The organism is Pseudomonas sp. GNP013 (assembly GCF_054343995.1).
Genome location: NZ_JBTGUT010000001.1, coordinates 2,122,905 through 2,143,737 on the forward strand (window position 1 = coordinate 2,122,905; position 20,833 = coordinate 2,143,737).

Sequence of the window (20,833 nt, forward strand, 5' to 3'; positions counted from 1 at the left end):
CCTATCGGTTGATCGCCGCGAACTGCCTGCTCTGGCAAAGTCGGCAGCATGACCTCTTCGCCTAATCTCGACCAAATGTCCCCCGACCAGCTGCGTGCCTTAGCAGCGCAGTTGCTGTCGCAGGTCGAAACCATGGGCAAGAAGATCAACCGCGATCAAACGCTCATCGAGAAACTGACCCACGAGATTGCCCAACTTAAGCGTTTGAAGTTTGCCAAGCGTAGCGAGCAGATGAGTCCTGAGCAGGCCAGCCTGCTAGATGACCTGATCGATACCGATATCGCGGCGATTGAAGCAGAGCTTCAGGCGTTGCAGACAGTGCCAGCGGCGACCGAGAAAAAGCAGAAGCCCAAGCGCACGGCGTTGCCGGCAGAGTTTCCGCGCATATTGATCCATCACGAACCAGACAATACTCACTGCCAATGCGGCTGCGCACTCAAGCGTATAGGTGAAGACGTCAGCGAGAAACTGGACTACACGCCGGGCGTATTTACCGTTGAACGCCACATCCGTGGCAAATGGGTCTGCGATGACCGCGAAACACTGATTCAGGCGCCGGTTCCGGCGCAGATCATCGACAAGGGCATCCCGACCGCTGGGCTTCTGGCGCACGTCATGATTGCCAAGTTTGCCGACCATCTTCCACTTTACCGCCAGGAGTCGATTTTCGGCCGAGCCGGCTTGGCGATTCCACGTTCAACATTGGCCCAATGGGTAGGTGTGACGGGCGTGCAGTTGCAGCCTCTGGTTGATGCGTTGCACGACGTGGTACTCAAGCAGCACGTCATCCACGCCGATGAAACACCCGTGCAGATGCTCGCTCCAGGCTCGAAGAAAACCCATCGTTCATATGTATGGGCCTACGCTACCAGCCAATTCAGCAAAACATCGGCTGTCGTCTACGACTTCAGCCCTAGCCGTGCCGGTGAGCACGCTCGCAACTTCCTGCGAGGCTGGAAGGGCAATCTGGTCTGCGATGATTTTGGTGGCTACAAGGCCAGCTTCGTACTCGGGGCGACGGAGATCGGCTGCATGGCCCATGCGCGGCGCAAGTTCTTCGAACTGCATGCCACGAACAAAAGCACGCTCGCCGAACAAGCTCTTCGCTATATCCAATTGCTTTACGAAATAGAGAGTGAAGTCCGCGACCTGGAGCCAGATTCACGGCAACGAATACGGCAAGAAAAAGCCGTACCGGTGATGGAAAGGCTGCATGCCTGGATGATCGGCCAGCGCGATCTCGTGCCTGAAGGTTCGGCCATCAGCAGAGCCCTGGATTACAGCTTGAAACGATGGGCAGCGCTATCGCGCTACCTTGATGACGGGGCTGTACCCATTGACAACAATTGGGCCGAGAACCAAATCCGACCGTGGGCTCTTGGACGCAAGAACTGGCTATTTGCAGGATCGCTACGCAGCGGCAAACGGGCGGCAGCGATCATGAGTTTAATCCAGTCTGCACGGCTCAACAGGCATGATCCGTATGCCTATTTGAAGGATGTACTTACGCGTCTGCCAACTCAGCGCGCAAGTAAGATTGCAGATTTACTGCCACATAACTGGCTTCTGCCACGGAGCCGTTGAAATGGAAAAGATCACAAAGCAGTTCTTTCATTGATGAGCTTGTTTGCTATCGCTCGGCGCTTGATCACGATCCTCAAGACTATAATCTCGAACTACTTGGGCGATGCGCAGGTGATAGTCATCGAAAACCTGCCTACGGCCTGCTAATTGGGCCGAACGATGTAGCTCAAGGCCGCGCCACCGCTTAATAGCTTCCTCGTCACGCCAAAATGACAGTGAGAGAACCTTTCCTGGTTCACTTAGGCTTTGGAAACGCTCAACTGAGATGAAACCATCCAGCTCTGCTAGCAATGGTTTCAGTTCAGCGGCAAGGTCAAGATACCGCTGGTATTGCTCCTCATGAGGCCATGCTTCAAAGATAACTGCGATCATTGCTGAGTTTCCCGATCACGATAGAAATGAGGGATGCGACCATTAAGGGAGGGCAAATAACTCCACCGGTAAGGACGAGCAGATGAGGCTGGTTGTCGATGCAGCCATGCCAAAATCGCCTCAGAGGCGATAGTCAATGCAAGTTGCTGGCCTGGACATTGATGTCTTCCTGAGCCGAAGCTGAAGGTTCGTCGTTGCGTTCGTTTGACCAAGAGTCTATCGGGATCTGGGTTCGCGTAGGGATCCCTATTGGCTGAAGCGAGCAACACTAGAACGGTATCACCCGCCTCCAAGACGCTGCTCCCGATAGTGCATCGCTTCGCAACGAATCGCCGGGTGTTTTGCACGGGCGAGTCGTAGCGCGCTACCTCTTCCACCAAGTCTGCAACGAGCATCTGCTTAGGTTGCATGTCTTTAATCAGATCAGGGTTACGATGGAGCGCTACAAGGGTATTGCCGATCAGGCCTGCGGTGGCTTCGCAGGTCTGTGACAACAGGCCGATCAGGTTAGCGATCAATGCATCATGATCTCTCCAGGCGGTGGCTTCGCATCCGCTCCAGATATGGCTTAAGAAGCGGCTACTTTCATCGTCGTTACTCAGCAGCGCGCTGAATAATTGACTAAGTCGAGTGGCCCCGGAATTAGCTTCACCGAGTTGAATTTCGTCGCTTAACGGCGACAGGCAGGCGACAAAATCCCGTGTCAGCCTCGCTACTTCCTGTAGCCGGCTGGATGGAAGGCCTATCAAGGCGGCAATAACGGAAACCGGTAACGTGAACATCAACTCATCTAGGTTTTCAACCGGGTTATCGAGGGTCTCGACCACACGTGACACGATGTCTGCGATGCTATCTGTCTCGACAGAGGCCAAGGCAGGTTCGATAGCCATCCTGGGGCACAGGTGATGCGGGCCCTCGTTCATGCGCATCAAACGACCGAAAATCATCCCTGCCACGCCTTGCGCAATCGCGGGAGGAATCGGCTCGTTTAGCGGACGCACCCGACAGTCGGGATGCCCCAGAATGGCTTCGACAGCTTTGGCACTACTTGCAATCCATAAACGAAGGTCTGCATCGAATAGCAGGCCGTTTTGTTGCCTGAGACCTGAGTAATAAACGTAGGGATCAGTATGGGTAGCTGCTTCAAAAGGCGTCATTCCGGAAGTCCTGTTCACAAAGAACGACTACTATCGAACATCCTCCATGGTGACGATTCGCTCAGGAACGAAATATGGATGCTCTAAGCAATGACACCGCGATTTCTCGGGTAGCCGGCGCTATTGCCGAACCAGCGAGGACGAAAATGCTTTGTTCGCTGATGGACGGCCACGCCCGTACCAGTACCGAAATGGCCGTCATCGCCGACGTGAGTGCATCCACGGCGAGCGCGCATTTGGCAAGACTAAAAGAGGACGGGTTGGTAAAGTTGCACACGCAGAGCAGGCATCGCTACTACAGTCTGGCTGACGCGCAAGTGGCCCAGGCTATTGAGGCCCTCATGGTGATCAGCCAAAACGCAGATACACGATCTGTGTCCACGACCCCAACCCGATTGCAGTTCGCGCGTACCTGTTATGACCACATGGCGGGAACACTGGCTGTACAACTGCACGACCATTTCATGGAGTCAGGCTGGTTAACCGTGCCGGTTTCTGGGGAGCCTATGTATCAGCTCACGATGAGCGGCGAAAAAGCCATGACCGATCTCGGTATCGAGATAGAAAAAGTAAGGGCACAACGGCGTCGTTTCGCGTGCTCCTGCCTGGACTGGAGCATGCGGCGCCCTCATCTTGCCGGAGCACTCGGAGCGGCTTTTCTACAGACGGTCATAAGCCGCAAGTGGGTTATCCAAGACCTTGATAGTCGGGCACTCGCATTGACATCCAAGGGCCGAAAGGAGCTGTCTGGCCGATTCGGGATCATGCTGGAAAACAAAGAGATAGAGAGATCAGTAGTGCGGAATGCGACACGTCCCGCCGAGCCGGCTTTGCCGGCACGATAATTACTAATCCCTTCAGCTAAGCATCTATCAAGAAGCGGGCATTGCTTCGCGTGCCATATCTAAAATCAACGTGTATTAGCGGGACGCTTACTGATGACGTACTAACGTGGCGTTCATACATGATTGACATACAACCGCTGAGAAAGTGCCAGATACACGAAGCGCATGGCTCATCAATGCCTTGCCAAAGGTCCGCAGCGGTAACCGTAGTCGACTCTGTTAAGGATCAGCGCTTCGAGCCCACGAATAGATTTATGTTCAGCGAACAGACAGATTTACCATTGCAACAAAATATTTCTTCGCTAGCTTGAAATACGGGCCACCTCGCCCCTGTTGCAATAATGCCAAGAGTGGCGTTGCGACATTAACTTATCCAGGCAGTGTTTTGGCCCGTCTAATAGGAGAGCAACAATGAAAATTGTAACCGGCGTAATTGCTATAAGCGTAGCGTTCGCAGCGTGCTCATTAGTTTATGCTTCTCAAAGCAAAGCCCCTATTGCCCAAGAGTTCAATACTCACGTAATCACCGGTTCACCACCGCTACTGCAACTAGCGGGCAATGGTGGATCGGGCGGTAATGGTGGCGCTGGAGGAAGTAACGGCGGCCAGGGCGGGGCGGGTGGAGCCGGTGGTGCTGGAGGCAGCGGGTCTCAACCCGGCAAGGGAGGCTCTGGCGGCAAGGGTGGTGCGGCTGGCCCTGGCGGGACACCAGGTGCCGACGGCGCCCCTGGCGCTGATGGTGCACGGGTTCCCAGAGATCCGCCTGATAAAAAATCAAGCACCTAACGACTCGCAATAAATAGTTGGAAGGGAGGTGGCTCAAAAGGCCCGACGGTGCATGCCAGTGTTAAGTGATGCAAGGGCAAGCGTTCCGGCAGCTGGATGTTCATGCGCGCGCAAAAGCGGCAGATCGCCTGGTGACCGCTTCACGAGGCGTCTGACTCTGGATACCTAAATTTTGAAACGCGCAACCAAGCTCTGCAAATCACTGCCCAGGCGCGCCAGTTCTGCAGTCGATGCGACGCTCTGCTCGGTTGCGGATGCAGACTGCTCAGCAATGTCACGCACGCTGAGCACGCTCCGGTTGATTTCATCGGTCACTGCGCTCTGTTGTTCGGCAGCGGCGGAAATCTGCTGGCTCATCTGTTCAATCGTGCCGATGGACTGATTGATATCAATCAATGCCTGTTCAGCCTGACGAGCCAGAACTACGGTGCCCTCGGTACGTTGCAGGCTTGCGTCCATCAGACCTGATGCTGCGCTCGTGCGCTGTTGTAGAGTGTTGATCAGCAGTTCGATTTCACTTGTGGAGTTCTGGGTACGTTGGGCCAGCGAGCGCACTTCATCGGCCACTACAGCAAAACCACGACCTTGCTCACCGGCGCGTGCGGCCTCGATGGCGGCGTTGAGCGCGAGCAGGTTGGTCTGCTCGGCGACAGCCTTGATCACGTCGATGACGTTGCCGATCTTGCTGCTGTCTTCGGTTAGGCGCTGCATGGCTTCGCCCAGATGCTTCACTTCATCGGCCAGTTGGCCAATTTCGCTTGCTGCATGTTGCACCACATTACTGCCGTGCGCAGAACGTTCGCTTGCCTGTTTGGCGGCCCGCGAAGCGTCTTCGGTGTTCCGCGCTACTTCCTGTACGGCCGAGGCCATTTCATTCATGGCGGTGGCGACCTGGTCAACTTCGTTTTTTTGCAGGGTGACGCCTGTACTTGTCTGCGCGCTGACAGCAGACAACTGCTCGGCCGCTGTAGCGATCTGCGTGACACCGTTGCCGATGCCCCCGATCAGGCCGCGCAGGGAAACGGTCATGTGCTGCATGGTGTTCTGTAACAAGCCCAGTTCGTCCTGACGGGTCGTGCTGGTGTCCCGGGTCAGGTCACCATCAGCAATACGGCGCGCGGCAATGACCGTATCGTTCAATGGAAAGGTTATCTGGCGGGTGATAAGGAGCGCAGCAACGATACCAATCAGCAAGACCACCAGCGCGACACTCAACAACTGAACGACAGCGCTGTTCTTTTCTTTTTGGGCGCTGATAATCTGCTGTGCCGCCACATCATCGGCCACAACAGCTATTGCGACGGATTGCTGTTGCAGATTGCCGCGAACCTGATCGGCCTGCTGAAGCATTTCCGAGATCGACGACATCAGCACCTTGTACTGCTTAAGCGCATTCAGCGCGGTGTCTACAGCGGCGTTCGCCTGGTTTGGCAATTCGCTGCGAGCAGCCGATACCTGCGCGATCAGCGCGTCGGCCGAATTGTAGGTCGCTTGACGGTTATCGGTTGACGGGACACTCAGATAGCGGCGAAACACCAGCCGGAAGTTGGTCATTCCGTTACGCAAGTCACCAGCGATTTTGACTTGTTTTATGCCGGTTTCATCCGGAGCACGCAATGTGTCGTCAATGGTCTTTTCCAGCAGGTTTTCGAAAGTGGCACTGACGTCGTCCGAGACCTTGATCAAGGGTTTCAAGGCATCATCGACTTTATGATTGATGCTGACCAATTGATCGAACGTCTGCTTCAGGCCGCCGACTTGCTCCTTGATGGAGCGCAGCTTAGCCAGATTACTCGGCGCGGCTAGCAGACCAATGCCCTCACCGACACTGCGGCTCAGCGTATCCAGCGCACCGCTGTAGGCTTGCACGCCCGCAGCACTCGGTGCAGTGGCGTAGCCTTGTGCGGCGATGCGGGCGTTCAGGACATCAGCCTTGATCTCGGAGACCTTGCCACTCTTGCCAAGTCGCTCGATCAGCAGGTTGGTGCTGGAGTAACCGATTGCGGCGACGGCCAGCACGCCCAGCAAAATGGCACCGAAGCCCAGTCCGAGCTTCTTGCCGACTTTCAAGTTGTCCAACCACTTTGCGCTCATTACGGGTGTGCCTTTGATTTTTCGGAATGCCCGTGAATCGGCGCTGAGTCAGGTAACTTGATAGTTAACGTGACAAAAGTTAGCTCGCAAGCTAATGAGGGAGGCCACAGGAGCCCCGTGATTTGTGGCCTTCAGCCATTTATGAATATTTATTTAATAAAGAGCTAACCGCATCCCCGGCCGCATGATGCGCCAACAATCAGTGGTGGGCTGCTGAGATGATGAGGGCCGTTTGTATGCGGGGCTATTCAGGGCATCGCTGTGTTTTCGTTTGAAAACAACTGCATTATCTGAGGGCATCGATGGGGGCATCCTTTTCAAGGAACCGAAATTTGCCCCCAAGGGTCGTGGAATCCATTGGATTTAGACAGACTGCGATGGACTTAAGTGACCAGTAAGTTTTTGTTATAAAAAGGGTTTATGGGATTTAACGGAATTCCATTACAGGCTGTCAGGATCCCCGAAAAACATCTGAATCCGCGACCTCAACCACCGCTCCCCTGGATCATTATCCTGTGACCCGCGCCACGCCATGTGCAGTTCAAAGCTGCGCACCGGCAGCGGTGGGTCTTCGGCGCGCAAGCCGCCGGCCGAGGTGAGGGCCTCGGCGGCGTAGTCGGGCACGGTGGCGAGTATGTCGGTGCCCGCCAGCAAGGTGCCCAGGCCGTTGAACTGCGGCACGGCCAGCACCACATGGCGCTTGCGACCGAGCTTTTCCAGTTCTTCATCGATAAAACCGCTCAGGTCGCCGGCAAACGACACCAGTGCGTGGGGGCGGCTGCAGAAGTCGTCCAGGCTCAGGGAGCCGGGCACGCTGTCGGCGCGCAGCAGTTTGGGCAGGCTGCGGCGCAGGACCTTGCGCTTGGCGTTGGCGGGCAGGTCGGCGGTGTAGCTGACGCCGATGGAGATTTCGCCCGAGGCCAGCAGGCCTGGCATCAGGATGTAGTTGACGCGGCGCACCACCAGCACGATGCCGGGGGCTTCGGCGCGCAGGCGTTTGAGCAGTTGGGGCAGCAGGGCGAATTCGACGTCGTCGGACAGGCCGATACGGAACACGGCGGTGCTGGTGGCCGGGTTGAATTCGGCGGCGCGGCTGACGGCGGTGGAGATCGAGTCCAGGGCCGGGGAGAGCAGGGCGAAGATCTCGACCGCGCGGGCCGAGGGCTCCATGCTGCGGCCGGTGCGTACGAACAGCGGGTCGTCAAACAGCCCGCGCAGGCGCGACAGGGCGGCGCTGATGGCCGGCTGGCCGAGGAACAGTTTTTCGGCAGCGCGGGTCACGCTGCGCTCATGCATCAAGGTTTCGAATACGATCAAGAGGTTAAGGTCGACACGACGCAGGTCGTTACGGTTCATCTTGTGTCCTGGAAGAGTCTGCAAACTTGACGAGAGCGGCCATGTGTAAACAACGACCGGCATGAATCTTACGGGGAAAGGCTGATACTCTGCACAAGATAATTGAGTTTTCCTACGAAAGCTGAGGTCTGTAGCTTAGTCGCGGAATCAATGACAAGCATGTCGACTATTAATGGCGACCGGTGGCCTTACCCGCAAAGCCCAGATAAAGTTCATGGCATTAGAGGTTACTTTGACGAGGTTTGCGATGTCCCGCACGATCCGTTTTCACAAGTTTGGTCCGGCCGAGGTGCTCAAATGCGAAGAGCATGCAGCCGCGCAGCCCGCACCGGGCGAAGTGCAGGTGCGTGTCGAGGCGATTGGCATCAGCTGGTACGACATCCTGTGGCGCCAGAACCTGGCGTCCTCCCATGCACGTTTGCCGTCCGGCCTTGGTCATGAAATGGCCGGCGTGGTGGTCGCCCTCGGCGACGGCGTGGATGACCTGGCGGTGGGCGATAAAGTGGCCAGTTTTCCGGCCGAGAGCCCCAATGATTACCCGGTGTATGGCGAACAGATCGTCCTGCCCCGTTCGGCCCTGACCCGTTACCCGGATGTGCTGAGCCCGATTGAAGCCAGCGTGCATTACACGCCGCTGTTGATCGCCTACTTCGCTTACATGGACCTGGCACGGGTCAAACCCGGCCAGTTTGCCCTGGTGACCGACGCCAGCCACTGCGCCGGCCCGTCTTTCGTGCAACTGGGCAAGGCGCTGGGTGTGCGGGTGATTGCGGCGACCAAGGACAGCGCCGAGCGTGACTACCTGCTGTCCCTCGGGGCGGAAAAGGTGATCGTCACCGAGGAGCAGGACTTGCTGATGCAAATCAACAAGTTCACCGACAATCGTGGCGTCGACGTGGTGTTCGATGGCTTGGGCGGCCCGCAGATGTCGTTGCTTGGCGACGTGCTGGCCCCGCGCGGCAGTCTGGTGCTCTATGGCCTGCAGGGCGGCAATCAGACACCGTTTCCGGCCTGTGCGGCGTTCCAGAAGAACATTCAGTTCTTTGTGCACTGCATCGGCAATTTCACCGGCAAACCGGAGCTGGGCATTATCCAGGACCAGGTCGCCATGCAGCGGGCATTACGTGATATCAACCAGTTGACCGCTGACCGTGTGCTGGTGCCGCTGAAAACCACAGTGTTTGCCTTCGACCAGTTCGTTGAAGCGCACCGTTATATGGACGAATGCCCGTGCCGTGAGCGGGTGGCGCTGCAAGTTTAAGCTGTTTCGTGTGTAGGAACATTCGTAATCGGCTGTTCCTTGCCCTTGGCGTATGGGACAAAAGCGCCATTTGACAGGGCTTACCCTGCGCGTTTTCCACTGCGTGTAATCGCCCCTCAGTCCCGTAAACGATACCTTTGCCCCGAACGCCGCCCTGAATTCCAGCGCGGCGTCGTCGTGTCCGGGTGATCCACCTTGTGCTTGAACCTGAACTGAACTGGTTTTCGGCCAGCTTCTGTATCTGTTAATCATTATTCCAGCCTTGATAATTGTGTTCTTACTTTCAACTCAAGGACCGAGTGATGATTGATGCACTGATACGGCAGCGGGTATTTTCTGCTGCCGTTAATAATGGAACATTTGCGGCGGGCTCAGGGGGCAGACAGTTTTATGCTGACGCTCGATCAAGTGACATTCATGGAACACTGCCTGACAAATTTTATTTGTCGGATGGATCTTTTAATTCGGGGTTAAAGGAATGTAGGAGATTGTCTGAATACTCCTAGGAAGGTCGTCAATCCCTGCGTGGGTGGCGTGTGTGTCGGCGCTCGAGGCCATGGAGGCCCGGGTGGACGCTCTGCACAGTCGATGTCGATTTTTTGCAAGGTGCTAGTGTTGATTCACTGTCAATACGGTACCTAAAGCGACGTTCCTGGCAATTCAATACATCAAGCAACTCGCGTTGGTAGTTGTTTGAAACTTATATTTCAACTCAGGTAGTAGAGCGATGAGCGCTATTCACGAACAGGCCATGACGTATGTTTACCAGCAAGTTCAGCAACGATTGATCGGGTACTTCAGTCGCGCGGAACGTACGGCGCTTCAATTATTGATCCAGCGTATTGTCGTGGCGGCCGGGGGCATGGAATATATCGGCGCCTACAAGGTGCTGGTCGCCCACGGCGGCGGTGAGGTCAGCAGTTACACGTTGGCGATGCTGCGCGCGGCGCAATTGAGCATCGCCGGGCGATCACCGACGACGTTCCAACTGCGGGTCGCCACGCTGCGCCATGCCGGCATGACCCAGCGCACACTCGATACCATCCACAACGGTTACAGCCGTCTGTTTTTCCATGACGATGACCGCGTGGAACTGCTGATGGTGGAAAACCATGAGGTGCTGCCATTCAATCATCAGCGCCCGGTATCGACCCAGGGTTGTGAAGCGGCGCAACGCAACCGGTTGATGGTCGGGCACCTGAGCTGCGGCGATATCTGTGCAACGCTGTGCAACGATACCTACCTCGCCCTGGGGGATTTCTACCAGCGTGTCACCGCGTGGGACGGCGGTGTGCATGTGCTGGTCAGCGGCGACTCCGGGCGTAAACAGAGCCAACTGCTGGCCTGGCTGAAAAAGGCGGCTCAGGCCGGTTCGGACAAGGCCCGGGCAGCCAGGCCCCTGTCCCTCGACCGGCTGTTTGCGCGAATGGACCAATGGAGCGAAGACTTCTATCGCGATCTGTATGGCGAGCACTATCAGCCCAGGGCTGACATCAGCATCGGCGGGTACCGTCCCCTGGCGTATATCGGCTTTGCCGACTTGCTTGAAGGCATAGACCCTGCCAGTGCACCTTTGCTCACCGATTTCATGGCCTATACCCCAGACCCCCTGGGGTTTCATTTCAGCCATCCGGCGTTTGCCAATCCCGTGTTGATGGCGCACCTGCGCGGCCTGAAGGCCGAATGCCTGCGCGAATTGCCGTATGGGGAAGGTGTTGAAGAGTTCCTGCTGCTGGCGCAGGAGCAGCTCGATCATGTGCAGATTCCGCCGGAACTGCTGGCCCAGGCCGGTAGCAGTGAAGGGCGCGCCGCGTCCACCGACTACGCCCGGCAGTTTTTCGGGCAGGATGAAAGTCAGCTGATCTGCCTGCTGTTTTCGCCGTTTATCCATCACGGCGAACGGCTCGAAAGCTACCTGCGCCAGTGCCATCCAGGCATGCTCGTGGCGCTGCCCGAACTGCACAAGGTGCTGCAGGGCAAGCCGGCGGCCGAGATGCTGCAACAGTGGGTGACCGTTGCCAGCGGGTTGCCGTTGCCCTTGCTCCAGCATCTGTATCGTCAGCGGCCAATGACCCTGCTGCCCGGTAGCAGTGCGCGCGAGCACGACCTTGAAGGCAACCTGAGCGGTCACGATATGGCTCGGCAGCTGTCCGCTCGATGACACTGCGTGGCGCGCGACAAGCGGACTTCGCTTACCAGGCGGTGTATCGCTACATGATCAACCTGATCAACGAGGTGAGTACCGATACGCGAGTGAAGCTGCCGTCGCTGCGCGAGCTGTCCCAGCGCCTGAATGTCTCGATCTCCACCATTCAGTATGCGTATTCGCTGCTGGAGAAAGAGGGCCGCGTGTATTCGGTGGCCAAATCGGGGTATTACGCCTGGCCCCTTGCCAACAGCACCGCGACGTTTGCCAGCGGCGACTTGCTCGAACGCCTTTACGTGGCGGCCCGCAGCCCGGCCATGGCGGTGCTCAGCGGTGATGAACCGGCCTTGCTGGCGAATCTGGACGACACCTTGCTGCGCCTGGAGCGCGAGCTGGTGCGCCAGTATCCCCGTCAGTCGCAGCACAGTTCCCAGTCGTGCGGCGTGTGGGAGTTGCGCGCGGCGCTGGCGGCGCGCTACACCTCATCGCCCACGCGCTGCTGGCACGCGGATGACGTGTACGTGGGGGCCGACCTGCGCGGCGTGCTCTCCATCCTCATCGAGGTGCTGGGGTTGCGCGGCTCCACGGTGCTGGTCGAGTCGCCCTGTGACTGGTTGATCCTGCGCCTGCTGCAGGATGCCGGCGTGCGTGTGATCGAATTGCCCTGGCTGCACGCGGGTCGTCTGAACCTGGTGTTGCTCGAACGGGCACTGCGCGAGGAGTCCGTGCAACTGCTGTTGATGTCATCGTCGGTGAGCCTGCCGGCGGGGGTGGCCGTGCAACCTCAGGACCGCCTCGAACTGGCGCAGCTGCTGGACCACTACGGTTGCTGGCTGCTGGAAAACGACCTGTACGGCGAATTGAGTTTCGTGCCGACCCAGGCCGCATTGCGTGACCTGGTCAACCCCGAGCGGCTGATCGTGTTCTCCTCGTTCGAGAAAATCCTCGGGCTGGAAGCGTCCTACGGTTATCTGCTATCGCGGCACATGAGCAGCCAATTGCAGCGCCAGTTTCTGCTGCGCTCGTTTCGGCTGTCGGCGATCCGTCAGCGTGCGATTGCGCGGCTGTATCACAGCGGGCGCATTGACCTGCACCTGCGCAATTTGCGCGCATTATTATGCGAGCAGGCCAGCGCCATGAGTGAGCTTCTTGACCAGCATCTGGGAAGCCTGGTGACATACCGCATGCCGGTGGGCGGCGCGACATTCTGGCTGGAGTCAGCCAGGACAGTGGATATGCGCCAGGTATTCCAGTATCTGCTGGCCCGCGCCGTCGTCGTCGCGCCCGGTGAGCTGTTCAGTATCAGCGGCCTGCACCATCAGCACCTGCGTCTGAGCCATACGTTCCATGGTCTGCCCAACCTGGACACAGCCCTGGCTGCGCTGGGCGAGGGACTGCGCCAGGCACACCAGGGCTAGCTGCGTGAAATTTCTCATCATGAGGTAGGATCGATACCGTCGCGCAGTAGTCCAAGTGCCAGTAAACTGCCTTTTTCCGACGTCTTCTTTTCGAGGTTCATGCATGACAATCAGTCCTTTTGCGGGCAAACCGGCGCCAGCTCAGTTGCTGGTGGATATCCCGCGACTGGTCACGGCCTATTACACCGGCCAGCCTGATGCAGCGATCTCCACCCAGCGCGTGGCTTTTGGTACGTCCGGGCACCGTGGCAGCTCCTTCGAGCTGAGCTTCAACGAATGGCATGTGCTCGCCATCAGCCAGGCGATCTGCCTGTACCGCGAAGCCCAGGGCATCAACGGCCCGTTGTTTGTCGGCCTGGATACCCACGCACTGTCGACCCCGGCCGGCGCCAGCGCGCTGGAAGTGCTTGCCGCCAATGGCGTGCACGTGATGCTCGCCGAGGGCGATGAATACACCCCGACGCCGGCGATTTCCCACGCCATCATCTGCTACAACCGCGGCCGTACCAGTGGCCTGGCGGACGGCATCGTCATCACGCCGTCCCACAATCCACCGCAGAGCGGCGGCTACAAATACAACCCGCCCAATGGCGGGCCGGCCGATACCCACGTCACCAAGTGGATCGAAGCCAAGGCCAACGAGCTGCTGGCCAACCAATTGGCCGGGGTCAAGCGTATTACCCACGCCCAGGCGCTTAAGGCAGACACCACCCACCGCCATGACTACCTCAACACCTACGTGGCGGACCTTATCAATGTGATCGACATGGATGCCATCCGCAGCGCCGACCTGCGCCTGGGCGTCGACCCGCTGGGTGGAGCAGGGGTGCGCTACTGGTCGGCGATTGCCGAGCATTACCGGCTGAATCTGGACGTGGTGAACACCGAAGTCGATTCGACTTTCCGCTTCATGAGTGTCGACTGGGACGGCCAGATCCGCATGGACCCGTCCTCCAGCTACGCCATGCAAGGCCTGATCGGGCTCAAGGAACGCTTTGACGTAGCGTTCGCCTGCGACCCGGACCACGACCGCCACGGCATCGTGACGCCGTCCGGCGGGTTGCTGGCACCGAACAATTACCTGGCGGTGTCGATTGACTACCTGTTCCAGAACCGTCCCCACTGGCGTGCCGATGCGGCCGTGGGCAAGACCGTGGTCAGCAGCGGCTTGATTGATCGGGTGGCGGCGAAAATCGGCCGTCGCCTGTATGAAGTGCCGGTGGGCTTCAAGTGGTTTGCCGATGGTCTGTTCGAAGGCTCGCTGGGCTTTGGCGGTGAAGAAAGTGCCGGTGCGTCGTTCCTGCGCAAGGACGGCAAGGTGTGGAGCACCGACAAGGACGGCCTGATCCCGGCTTTGCTGGCGGCCGAAATGACTTCGCGCAAAGGCCAGGACCCGAGCCAGATCTACCGTGGCCTCACCGATGCGCTGGGCGAGCCGTTTGCCATTCGCGTCGACGCCAAGGCCACCCCGGCGCAGAAAGCCCTGCTGGGCAAGTTGTCGCCGGAGCAGGTCACGTCCACCCAATTGGCCGGGGAGAGCATCCAGCAGATTCTCAGTCACGCGCCGGGCAACAACCAGGCCATTGGCGGCTTGAAAGTGATGACCGAAAACGGCTGGTTCGCCGCGCGGCCATCAGGCACCGAGGATATCTACAAGATCTACGCCGAGAGCTTTATCGGCGAAGATCACCTCAAGCAGCTGGTGGAGGAAGCGCAAGTGCTGGTTGATGGCGCTATTTCTCAATAACCCCGCAACACCCATGTCAGAGAGGGCACGCCCTCTCTACATCCTGTGGCGAGCGTGCTTGTTGTGGCGAGCGGGCTTGCCCCGCGTTGGGCTGCGCAGCAGCCCCAAAAGCAGACTCTGCGCAGTATCAGGTATTCCGCGTTTTCGCTGATTGGGGGCGCTTCGCACCCCGACGCGGGGCAAGCCCGCTCGCCACAGAGACTCCAGTTTGCTGCGCGACAGCGCTAAGTCGAAGACTTGCCGGAGCCTTCCATGTGAATCAGGCCAGGTCAACCAGCACAATCTCGCTGTCTTCAATCGCGGTTACCCGTAACACTGGCTCATCTTCCACCGCCACACCGTCTCGCGCCTGCGCACGCACGCCATTGACCTCAATTACCCCCGTGGCCGGCACCAGATAGGCGCGGCGTCCGCCGTCCAGTTGGTACTCGGCACTTTCTCCGGCTTTCAGGTTGGCGGCCACCAGGCGGGCGTCGGCGCGTATGCGCAGGCTTTCGCTGTCGCCGCTCTTGCCGCTGGCCAGGGTCACGAAGCCCTCACGACCGTCCTGCGGAAACGGCTTGGCGCCCCACGACGGTGGCAGCCCGGCTTCATTGGGAATAATCCAGATCTGGAAAATCTTCGTCGGCGTGGCTTCCAGGTTGTATTCACTGTGGGCAATCCCGGTGCCCGCACTCATCACCTGCACGTCACCGGCTTCGGTGCGGCCCTTGTTGCCGAGGTTATCGGCATGGCTGATGGCGCCTTCGCGCACATACGTGATGATTTCCATGTCCCGGTGCGAGTGCTGCGGAAAACCGCTGCCCGGCGCGATGATGTCGTCGTTCCATACGCGCAGGTTGCCCCAGTGCATGCGTTTGGGGTCGTGATACTCGGCAAACGAAAAGTGATGATGGGCGTCAAGCCAGCCGTGGTGAGCGCCGCCCAGGGAAGTGAAAGGTCGAAGTTCTAGCATGATCGTCTCCTCTGAATGGGCGCTATCATCCTTGAGTCATTGATCGTTAAAAAGCGTAAAAACTGCCTGATTCCTATCAGCCGATTAGATGGATTAACGGGGTTTTGACTTTCACTTCGTCGCCTAACTGCATGACGGCAAAGCAATTGGCTGGCACTGAGCAGCGATTCCGGCGACCATGGCGCATTCGCCAGAATCAACGTCCTCGCTGGAGTTCGCGTGCCGCAGCAAAAGCCCGATTTGCCCCCTGATCTGCTTCCGCTGGCAGAAATGCCCTTGTTCAAACGCCTCGCCGCTCGTCTGTTTGGCCATGGCCTCACACGACTGCGTGCCCAGCACCGGTTTTCGTGGTTACACGGCCAGGCCGATGGTTTTCGCAGCGGGCATGAAGCGGGCGTGGAATACGGCTACCGTGAGGGCATGGCCGAGGGTATCGAGCAAGGCCGGCAAGTTTTGCTGATTCGCGATTTCCGCCCGGATGAGCACCGCGCGCCGGGCGTGGACGACAGCCTGTTCGACGATTGGCGCCTGCCGCTCACCGCCGAGATCAAAAAGCGTATCAAGGCCGATGTGGCGCGCCTGTTGCCGGCCCATGCCCAGCCCAGCACCGCGCAGTGGAAGATGATCTTCAGCGATACGCCGTCCACCTCGGTGATTGCCGGTGCCGGTGCCGGCAAATCCACCTCGCTGGTGCTGCGCATCCTGCTGCTCACCCATTACCTGGGCTTTGAACTCAGTTCGATGACGGTGGTGACCTTCACCCGTGAGTCGCGCAAGGACTTCGTCAACAAGCTGATGGACATCCTCGCGCTGTGGGGCCAGCCCCTCAGCTTGAAAGAGGCTCAGGCCGTGGTGCGCACCTTTCACTCACGCATTCTGCCGATGGTGCGCAGCCTGCCGGGGTTCGAGCGCCTGCAGGCGTTCGAAAACCTCAGTGCCGGCTCCGATGACGCTGACAGCAACCCCTTCGACCTGCGCATCAACGACGCCCAGCGCCAGCAGATGAACGCCTGCTACCACCGGCTGCACAGTCGCAATGCGCGGTTTCGCGAGCTGATTGCGCCGCTGGCCCGCCATGGCCTGCAGCTCAAGGAGCTGGAGCGCGACCACCCGGACGTGCAGAAGCGCATCGCGGTGACAGAGCTGGCGGCCAAGCGCGATGAAGAGCTGTGCGATCTGATCGAGGACCTGTGGTTTCGCGCGGGTGCCTGGCCGATCAAGGGCATCGAGCCCAGCCGCCAGACGTTTGAAATCAACGGCGCCACCTTCCATTGTCACGGCTATCTTCCCGAACTGGACGCCTGGGTGGTGCTGGGCTTCGATGCGCGGGAAAACCCGCAGATCAGCCGCCCCAACGCCAAGCTGTCGGTACGCGCCGAGTGGGCGGTGAAGCGCACCCTGTTTCAAGCTTTCTGTCGCAAGCCTTTGATATGGCTGGACAGTTATGAATCATCAAAGCGTCTTATAAGCAGCCTGGCGGGCGACGCTACCGCTGGGCCCGGCTTTGACTACAAGGTCAAGGGCGAGCTGGCCTCGGCACCATTGCTGGACTGTTTCGTCACCGCGGCGGGCTTTATCGAGAACCTCGGCCTGGACGTGCCTGCTGCCGTCGGCCAGATGACGTTCGCCAGGGACGATGCCGACCGCTTGTTCTTTGAGGCACTGAGCATCTTCTGGAAAGCCCTGGAAGAGCATCTGCTCGAACAATCGCCGCCGATCATGACCTATAACCGCATGTTCTCGCTGTTTGGCGAGAACATGCCGGAAAACCTCACGTTGCTCAGCGATCCGCTGCTGCGGCCGATGTCGCACCTGATGATCGACGAATTCCAGGACGTCTCGCCGCAGATCGTCTCGTGGATTCGCGCCAGCCTGCGTGAAATCCGTAGCCGTGGCCCAGCCATGCACGTGGGGCGCGGTGCCCAGCGTTCTTCGTTGCTGTGCGTGGGTGATGACTGGCAGTCGATCTATGGCTGGCGCGGCAGTTCGCCCAAATACTTCATGGAATTCAACACCGAGTTCCCGTCGCCTGGCACCACCCGCGTGATGCTGGGTGAGAACTACCGCAGCCATCAGCACATCATCGATGCCGCCGAGCATATCGTGCGCGCCGCGCCAGCAATTCCCGGCAAGAAGGCCAAAGCCAGCGGCGTGCCCAAGGCACTGGTGCCCGTTCAAGTGCTGGCGCGCGACGATGCTGCCTTGGGGCGGCAGTTGCAGGCGCACTATCAGCAGGGAGATTCGGTATTGATGCTGTATCGAAAAAGCAGCGATAAGCTATTGATTCAGGAACATATTCAGGCCGTAGTTAATGCTGATTCGAGCCTGCCGGCGCCAGCGCGCAGATTGAAACAGCTGACATACCACAGCGCCAAGGGCCTGCAGGCGGATGCGGTATTTCTATTGGGCGATTGCCAGCACGTCACCAGCTCGCCGTACAAGAACCAGGTGTACCGCATGGCGGGCCTGGGCAAGGCTGGCGACAGCGAGCCCTATGACACGGCGCAAAAAGACGAAGTGCTGCGCCTGGCGTATGTCGGCATTACCCGGGCCTCCAGCCATTGCTATTGGTATGTGGAAAAGCCTGAAGGCGCAGCGGTCAATGTGCCAAGGGCATCCGAGCGGGTAGATGGCAAAAAGGCGTTTTTCGATGATCAGCGGATTTGAAAGTAAAGTTGGTCAATGTGGGAGGGGGCTTGCTCCCGATGGCGGTGTATCAGCCTTGATAAGTTGACTGACACACCGCCACCGGGAGCAAGCCCCCTCCCACATGTTCAGGCCCGTAAAGACTGCGGCGGCACGAACGACGCCAGTTCATCCTCAATTGCTTCGATGATGCGCTCCACATCGGCAGCGTTCATCACCGAGGTGCAGGGAATGCCGGCAATCGCAATCAGCGTCTCGCCGCTCGTGCGGTCGAACAGGCGCGCAACCATGCTGCCGGGCGCGTCCATGCTGCCCTCGAAGCCGGTCGGATGAAAATGCCAGCGCATCAGCTGGCAGGCATTCGGGAACGTCACTTTGTTCATGTTGCCCACCTTGTTCATGAGCACTTCCTTTAGCTCGCGGCAGGGGCCAGAACCGTCTGTGGTCATGGCGTCCGGAGCTTAAAAATAGCATCCGCTCGCCCAGGTGAGGTTAAATTTTTCGCTACGTTCGGCGGTTCATTCCCTTTACATTGACCTGGGTCATGAAGCTTGCCTCGGACGAGGTCTCAAGGCGGCTGCGCGCCTCAAAACCGACACAAACAAAGGGATAAGCTATTTGTCCCGGTAATAGGGGCCAATATTCAAGACAAATAATAAGTAGTGGCTCTTTAATGTTGCCAATGACACCGTGACAATAATTGGATCCATTATTCAACTGCGCAACGCAAGTTGAATGCCCTTGCAGCTATTTAATATTTAAATAACAGCGCCCGTTATTTTGTAGGACAACAACCACCGCCCCCAATAAACATTGCCGACGACTTGCCAACCTGCAAAGCCCATCACATTTTGATTGCAGAAATAGAGGTAGACGAAAGATTTCAAGTTGTGTCAGTTTTCTTACGCCTTCAAAAGAGGCGAGTGATAGGACGATCTCGCCCGCGAGGTTCCTATCGACCCAAGACTGATGCACTTGCAAACAAGGAAGTACGTTTATGTCAAAAGTAAAAGACAAAGCTATTGTATCTGCCGCTCAGGCCAGCACCGCCTACTCGCAAATCGATAGCTTCAGCCACTTGTATGACCGTGGCGGCAACCTCACGGTCAATGGCAAACCGTCCTACACCGTGGACCAGGCAGCGACCCAGCTGCTGCGGGACGGCGCGGCGTACCGCGACGCCGATGGCAACGGCAAGATCGACCTCACCTACACCTTCCTGACCTCGGCCACCACGAGCACCCTGAATAAACACGGGATCTCGGGCTTCAGCCAGTTCAGCGCCCAGCAGAAAGCACAGGCAGCGCTCGCCATGCAATCCTGGGCGGACGTGGCCAAGGTCACCTTCACCGAGAAGGCCAGCGGCGGTGACGGCCACATGACCTTCGGCAACTACAGCGGCGGCCAGGACGGCGCAGCGGCCTTCGCCTACCTGCCCGGCACCGGCGCAGGCTACGACGGCACCTCGTGGTACCTGACCAACAACAGCTACACGCAGAACAAGACGCCGGACCTGAACAATTACGGACGGCAGACCCTGACCCACGAGATCGGCCACACCCTGGGCCTGGCGCACCCTGGCGACTACAACGCCGGGAACGGCAACCCGTCCTACAAAGACGCGACCTACGGACAGGACACGCGTGGCTACAGCCTGATGAGCTACTGGAGCGAGAGCAACACCAATCAGAACTTCAGCAAAGGCGGGGTTGAAGCCTATGCCTCCGGCCCGCTGATCGACGACATTGCCGCGATCCAGAAGCTCTACGGTGCCAACTTCGCCACCCGCGCCACCGACACTACCTACGGCTTCAACTCCAACACCGGGCGTGATTTCCTCAGCGCGACCTCCAACGCCGACAAGCTGGTGTTCTCGGTGTGGGACGGTGGTGGCAACGATACCCTGGACTTCTCCGGGTTTACCCAGAACCAGAAAATCAACCTCAATGAAACCTCGTTCTCCGACGTCGGCGGCCTGGTGGGCAATGTGTCCATTGCCAAGGGCGTGACCATCGAGAACGCGTTCGGTGGGGCGGGTAACGACCTTATCATCGGCAACAATGCGGCCAACCTGATCAAGGGCGGGGCCGGCAACGACCTCATCTACGGCGGTGGCGGTGCAGACCAGCTGTGGGGCGGTGCAGGCAATGACACCTTCGTGTTCGGCGCCAGTTCCGACTCCCGACCCGGGGCTGCGGACAAGATCTTCGACTTCACCAGTGGTGCAGACAAGATCGACCTGTCCGGCATTACCAAAGGCGCGGGCCTGAGCTTCGTCAGTGCCTTTTCCGGGCATGCCGGCGACGCGGTGCTGACCTATGCCTCAGGCACCAACCTGGGCACGTTGGCCGTCGACTTTGCCGGCAAGGGTGTGGCGGATTTCCTCGTCACCACCGTTGGCCAGGCAGCCGTCAGCGACATCGTGGCGTGATGCACGGGCGCGGCGCTTCGGCGCCGCGCTTGCAG

14 protein-coding genes and 1 pseudogene are annotated in these 20,833 nt (G+C 58.6%); 8 read left to right on the top strand and 7 right to left on the bottom strand.

What is annotated here, in order from left to right; translation table 11 throughout:
• Nucleotides 1-48 precede the first annotated feature (48 nt).
• Nucleotides 49-1,584 carry an IS66 family transposase gene (gene tnpC, locus ACXX81_RS09490; protein WP_458571563.1) on the top strand — a complete coding sequence of 512 codons (1,536 nt, stop codon included), beginning with the start codon at nt 49-51 and terminating at the stop codon, nt 1,582-1,584.
• A 27-nt stretch (nt 1,585-1,611) separates the two neighbouring features.
• Here tnpC and ACXX81_RS09495 read toward each other — a convergent pair whose 3' ends face one another.
• Both ACXX81_RS09495 and ACXX81_RS09500 read right to left on the bottom strand, forming a co-directional pair.
• Entirely contained in the window at nt 1,612-1,956 is a 345-nt protein-coding gene (locus ACXX81_RS09495; RefSeq protein WP_024670766.1) for an antibiotic biosynthesis monooxygenase family protein, read from the bottom strand.
• Nucleotides 1,953-3,113, bottom strand: a complete 1,161-nt coding sequence (locus ACXX81_RS09500; protein ID WP_458571564.1) for a cytochrome P450 — start codon at nt 3,111-3,113, stop codon at nt 1,953-1,955. The genes ACXX81_RS09495 and ACXX81_RS09500 overlap by 4 nt, the downstream gene beginning before the upstream one ends.
• Before the next feature lie 74 nt (nt 3,114-3,187).
• On the opposite strand from ACXX81_RS09500, the gene ACXX81_RS09505 reads away from it, so the two are divergent.
• Entirely contained in the window at nt 3,188-3,958 is a 771-nt protein-coding gene (locus ACXX81_RS09505; RefSeq protein WP_458571565.1) for an ArsR/SmtB family transcription factor, read from the top strand.
• 951 nt (nt 3,959-4,909) lie between these two features.
• On the opposite strand, the gene ACXX81_RS09510 is transcribed toward ACXX81_RS09505, so the two are convergent.
• From ACXX81_RS09510 to ACXX81_RS09520, 3 genes and pseudogenes are all read right to left on the bottom strand, one after another.
• Nucleotides 4,910-5,782, bottom strand: coding sequence for a methyl-accepting chemotaxis protein (locus ACXX81_RS09510; RefSeq protein ID WP_458572573.1), 873 nt, complete (start codon nt 5,780-5,782; stop codon nt 4,910-4,912).
• A 33-nt stretch (nt 5,783-5,815) separates the two neighbouring features.
• Nucleotides 5,816-6,838, bottom strand: a pseudogene (locus ACXX81_RS09515) (methyl-accepting chemotaxis protein); the annotation flags it as partial.
• A 441-nt stretch (nt 6,839-7,279) separates the two neighbouring features.
• Entirely contained in the window at nt 7,280-8,194 is a 915-nt protein-coding gene (locus tag ACXX81_RS09520; RefSeq protein WP_231421349.1) for a LysR family transcriptional regulator, read from the bottom strand.
• Between the two features lie 247 nt (nt 8,195-8,441).
• Between ACXX81_RS09520 and ACXX81_RS09525 the strand changes: the two genes are divergently transcribed.
• From ACXX81_RS09525 to pgm, 4 genes are all read left to right on the top strand, one after another.
• Entirely contained in the window at nt 8,442-9,455 is a 1,014-nt protein-coding gene (locus ACXX81_RS09525) for a zinc-dependent alcohol dehydrogenase family protein (protein WP_231421348.1), read from the top strand.
• 727 nt (nt 9,456-10,182) lie between these two features.
• The gene (locus tag ACXX81_RS09530; protein ID WP_209982206.1) at nt 10,183-11,616 is read left to right on the top strand and encodes a hypothetical protein; all 1,434 of its coding nucleotides are present in this window, start codon (nt 10,183-10,185) and stop codon (nt 11,614-11,616) included.
• A complete protein-coding gene (locus tag ACXX81_RS09535) occupies nt 11,613-13,019 on the top strand; it encodes an aminotransferase-like domain-containing protein (RefSeq protein WP_458571566.1) in 1,407 nt (468 codons plus the stop codon). Before ACXX81_RS09530 ends, ACXX81_RS09535 begins: the two co-directional genes overlap by 4 nt.
• 103 nt (nt 13,020-13,122) lie before the next feature.
• Nucleotides 13,123-14,766, top strand: coding sequence for a phosphoglucomutase (alpha-D-glucose-1,6-bisphosphate-dependent) (pgm, locus tag ACXX81_RS09540; RefSeq protein WP_458571567.1), 1,644 nt, complete (start codon nt 13,123-13,125; stop codon nt 14,764-14,766).
• A gap of 259 nt (nt 14,767-15,025) precedes the next feature.
• Here pgm and ACXX81_RS09545 read toward each other — a convergent pair whose 3' ends face one another.
• Nucleotides 15,026-15,721, bottom strand: a complete 696-nt coding sequence (locus ACXX81_RS09545) for a pirin family protein (RefSeq protein ID WP_209982200.1) — start codon at nt 15,719-15,721, stop codon at nt 15,026-15,028.
• 219 nt (nt 15,722-15,940) lie between these two features.
• On the opposite strand from ACXX81_RS09545, the gene ACXX81_RS09550 reads away from it, so the two are divergent.
• On the top strand, nt 15,941-18,388 hold the full coding sequence (locus ACXX81_RS09550) for a UvrD-helicase domain-containing protein (protein WP_458571568.1): 2,448 nt from the start codon (nt 15,941-15,943) through the stop codon (nt 18,386-18,388).
• A gap of 107 nt (nt 18,389-18,495) precedes the next feature.
• Here ACXX81_RS09550 and ACXX81_RS09555 read toward each other — a convergent pair whose 3' ends face one another.
• Entirely contained in the window at nt 18,496-18,768 is a 273-nt protein-coding gene (locus ACXX81_RS09555; protein WP_209982196.1) for a DUF1652 domain-containing protein, read from the bottom strand.
• A 596-nt stretch (nt 18,769-19,364) separates the two neighbouring features.
• On the opposite strand from ACXX81_RS09555, the gene ACXX81_RS09560 reads away from it, so the two are divergent.
• On the top strand, nt 19,365-20,798 hold the full coding sequence (locus ACXX81_RS09560; RefSeq protein WP_209982194.1) for a serralysin family metalloprotease: 1,434 nt from the start codon (nt 19,365-19,367) through the stop codon (nt 20,796-20,798).
• The last annotated feature ends 35 nt before the right edge of the window (nt 20,799-20,833 follow it).

Bases quoted from the DNA above. Each gene is read 5' to 3' on its own strand.
- tnpC (WP_458571563.1), top strand. From the start codon at position 49: ATGACCTCTTCGCCTAATCTCGACCAAATGTCCCCCGACCAGCTGCGT.
- ACXX81_RS09495 (WP_024670766.1), bottom strand. From the start codon at position 1,956: ATGATCGCAGTTATCTTTGAAGCATGGCCTCATGAGGAGCAATACCAG.
- ACXX81_RS09500 (WP_458571564.1), bottom strand. From the start codon at position 3,113: ATGACGCCTTTTGAAGCAGCTACCCATACTGATCCCTACGTTTATTAC.
- ACXX81_RS09505 (WP_458571565.1), top strand. From the start codon at position 3,188: ATGGATGCTCTAAGCAATGACACCGCGATTTCTCGGGTAGCCGGCGCT.
- ACXX81_RS09510 (WP_458572573.1), bottom strand. From the start codon at position 5,782: ATGCAGCACATGACCGTTTCCCTGCGCGGCCTGATCGGGGGCATCGGC.
- ACXX81_RS09520 (WP_231421349.1), bottom strand. From the start codon at position 8,194: ATGAACCGTAACGACCTGCGTCGTGTCGACCTTAACCTCTTGATCGTA.
- ACXX81_RS09525 (WP_231421348.1), top strand. From the start codon at position 8,442: ATGTCCCGCACGATCCGTTTTCACAAGTTTGGTCCGGCCGAGGTGCTC.
- ACXX81_RS09530 (WP_209982206.1), top strand. From the start codon at position 10,183: ATGAGCGCTATTCACGAACAGGCCATGACGTATGTTTACCAGCAAGTT.
- ACXX81_RS09535 (WP_458571566.1), top strand. From the start codon at position 11,613: ATGACACTGCGTGGCGCGCGACAAGCGGACTTCGCTTACCAGGCGGTG.
- pgm (WP_458571567.1), top strand. From the start codon at position 13,123: ATGACAATCAGTCCTTTTGCGGGCAAACCGGCGCCAGCTCAGTTGCTG.
- ACXX81_RS09545 (WP_209982200.1), bottom strand. From the start codon at position 15,721: ATGCTAGAACTTCGACCTTTCACTTCCCTGGGCGGCGCTCACCACGGC.
- ACXX81_RS09555 (WP_209982196.1), bottom strand. From the start codon at position 18,768: ATGAACAAGGTGGGCAACATGAACAAAGTGACGTTCCCGAATGCCTGC.
- ACXX81_RS09560 (WP_209982194.1), top strand. From the start codon at position 19,365: ATGTCAAAAGTAAAAGACAAAGCTATTGTATCTGCCGCTCAGGCCAGC.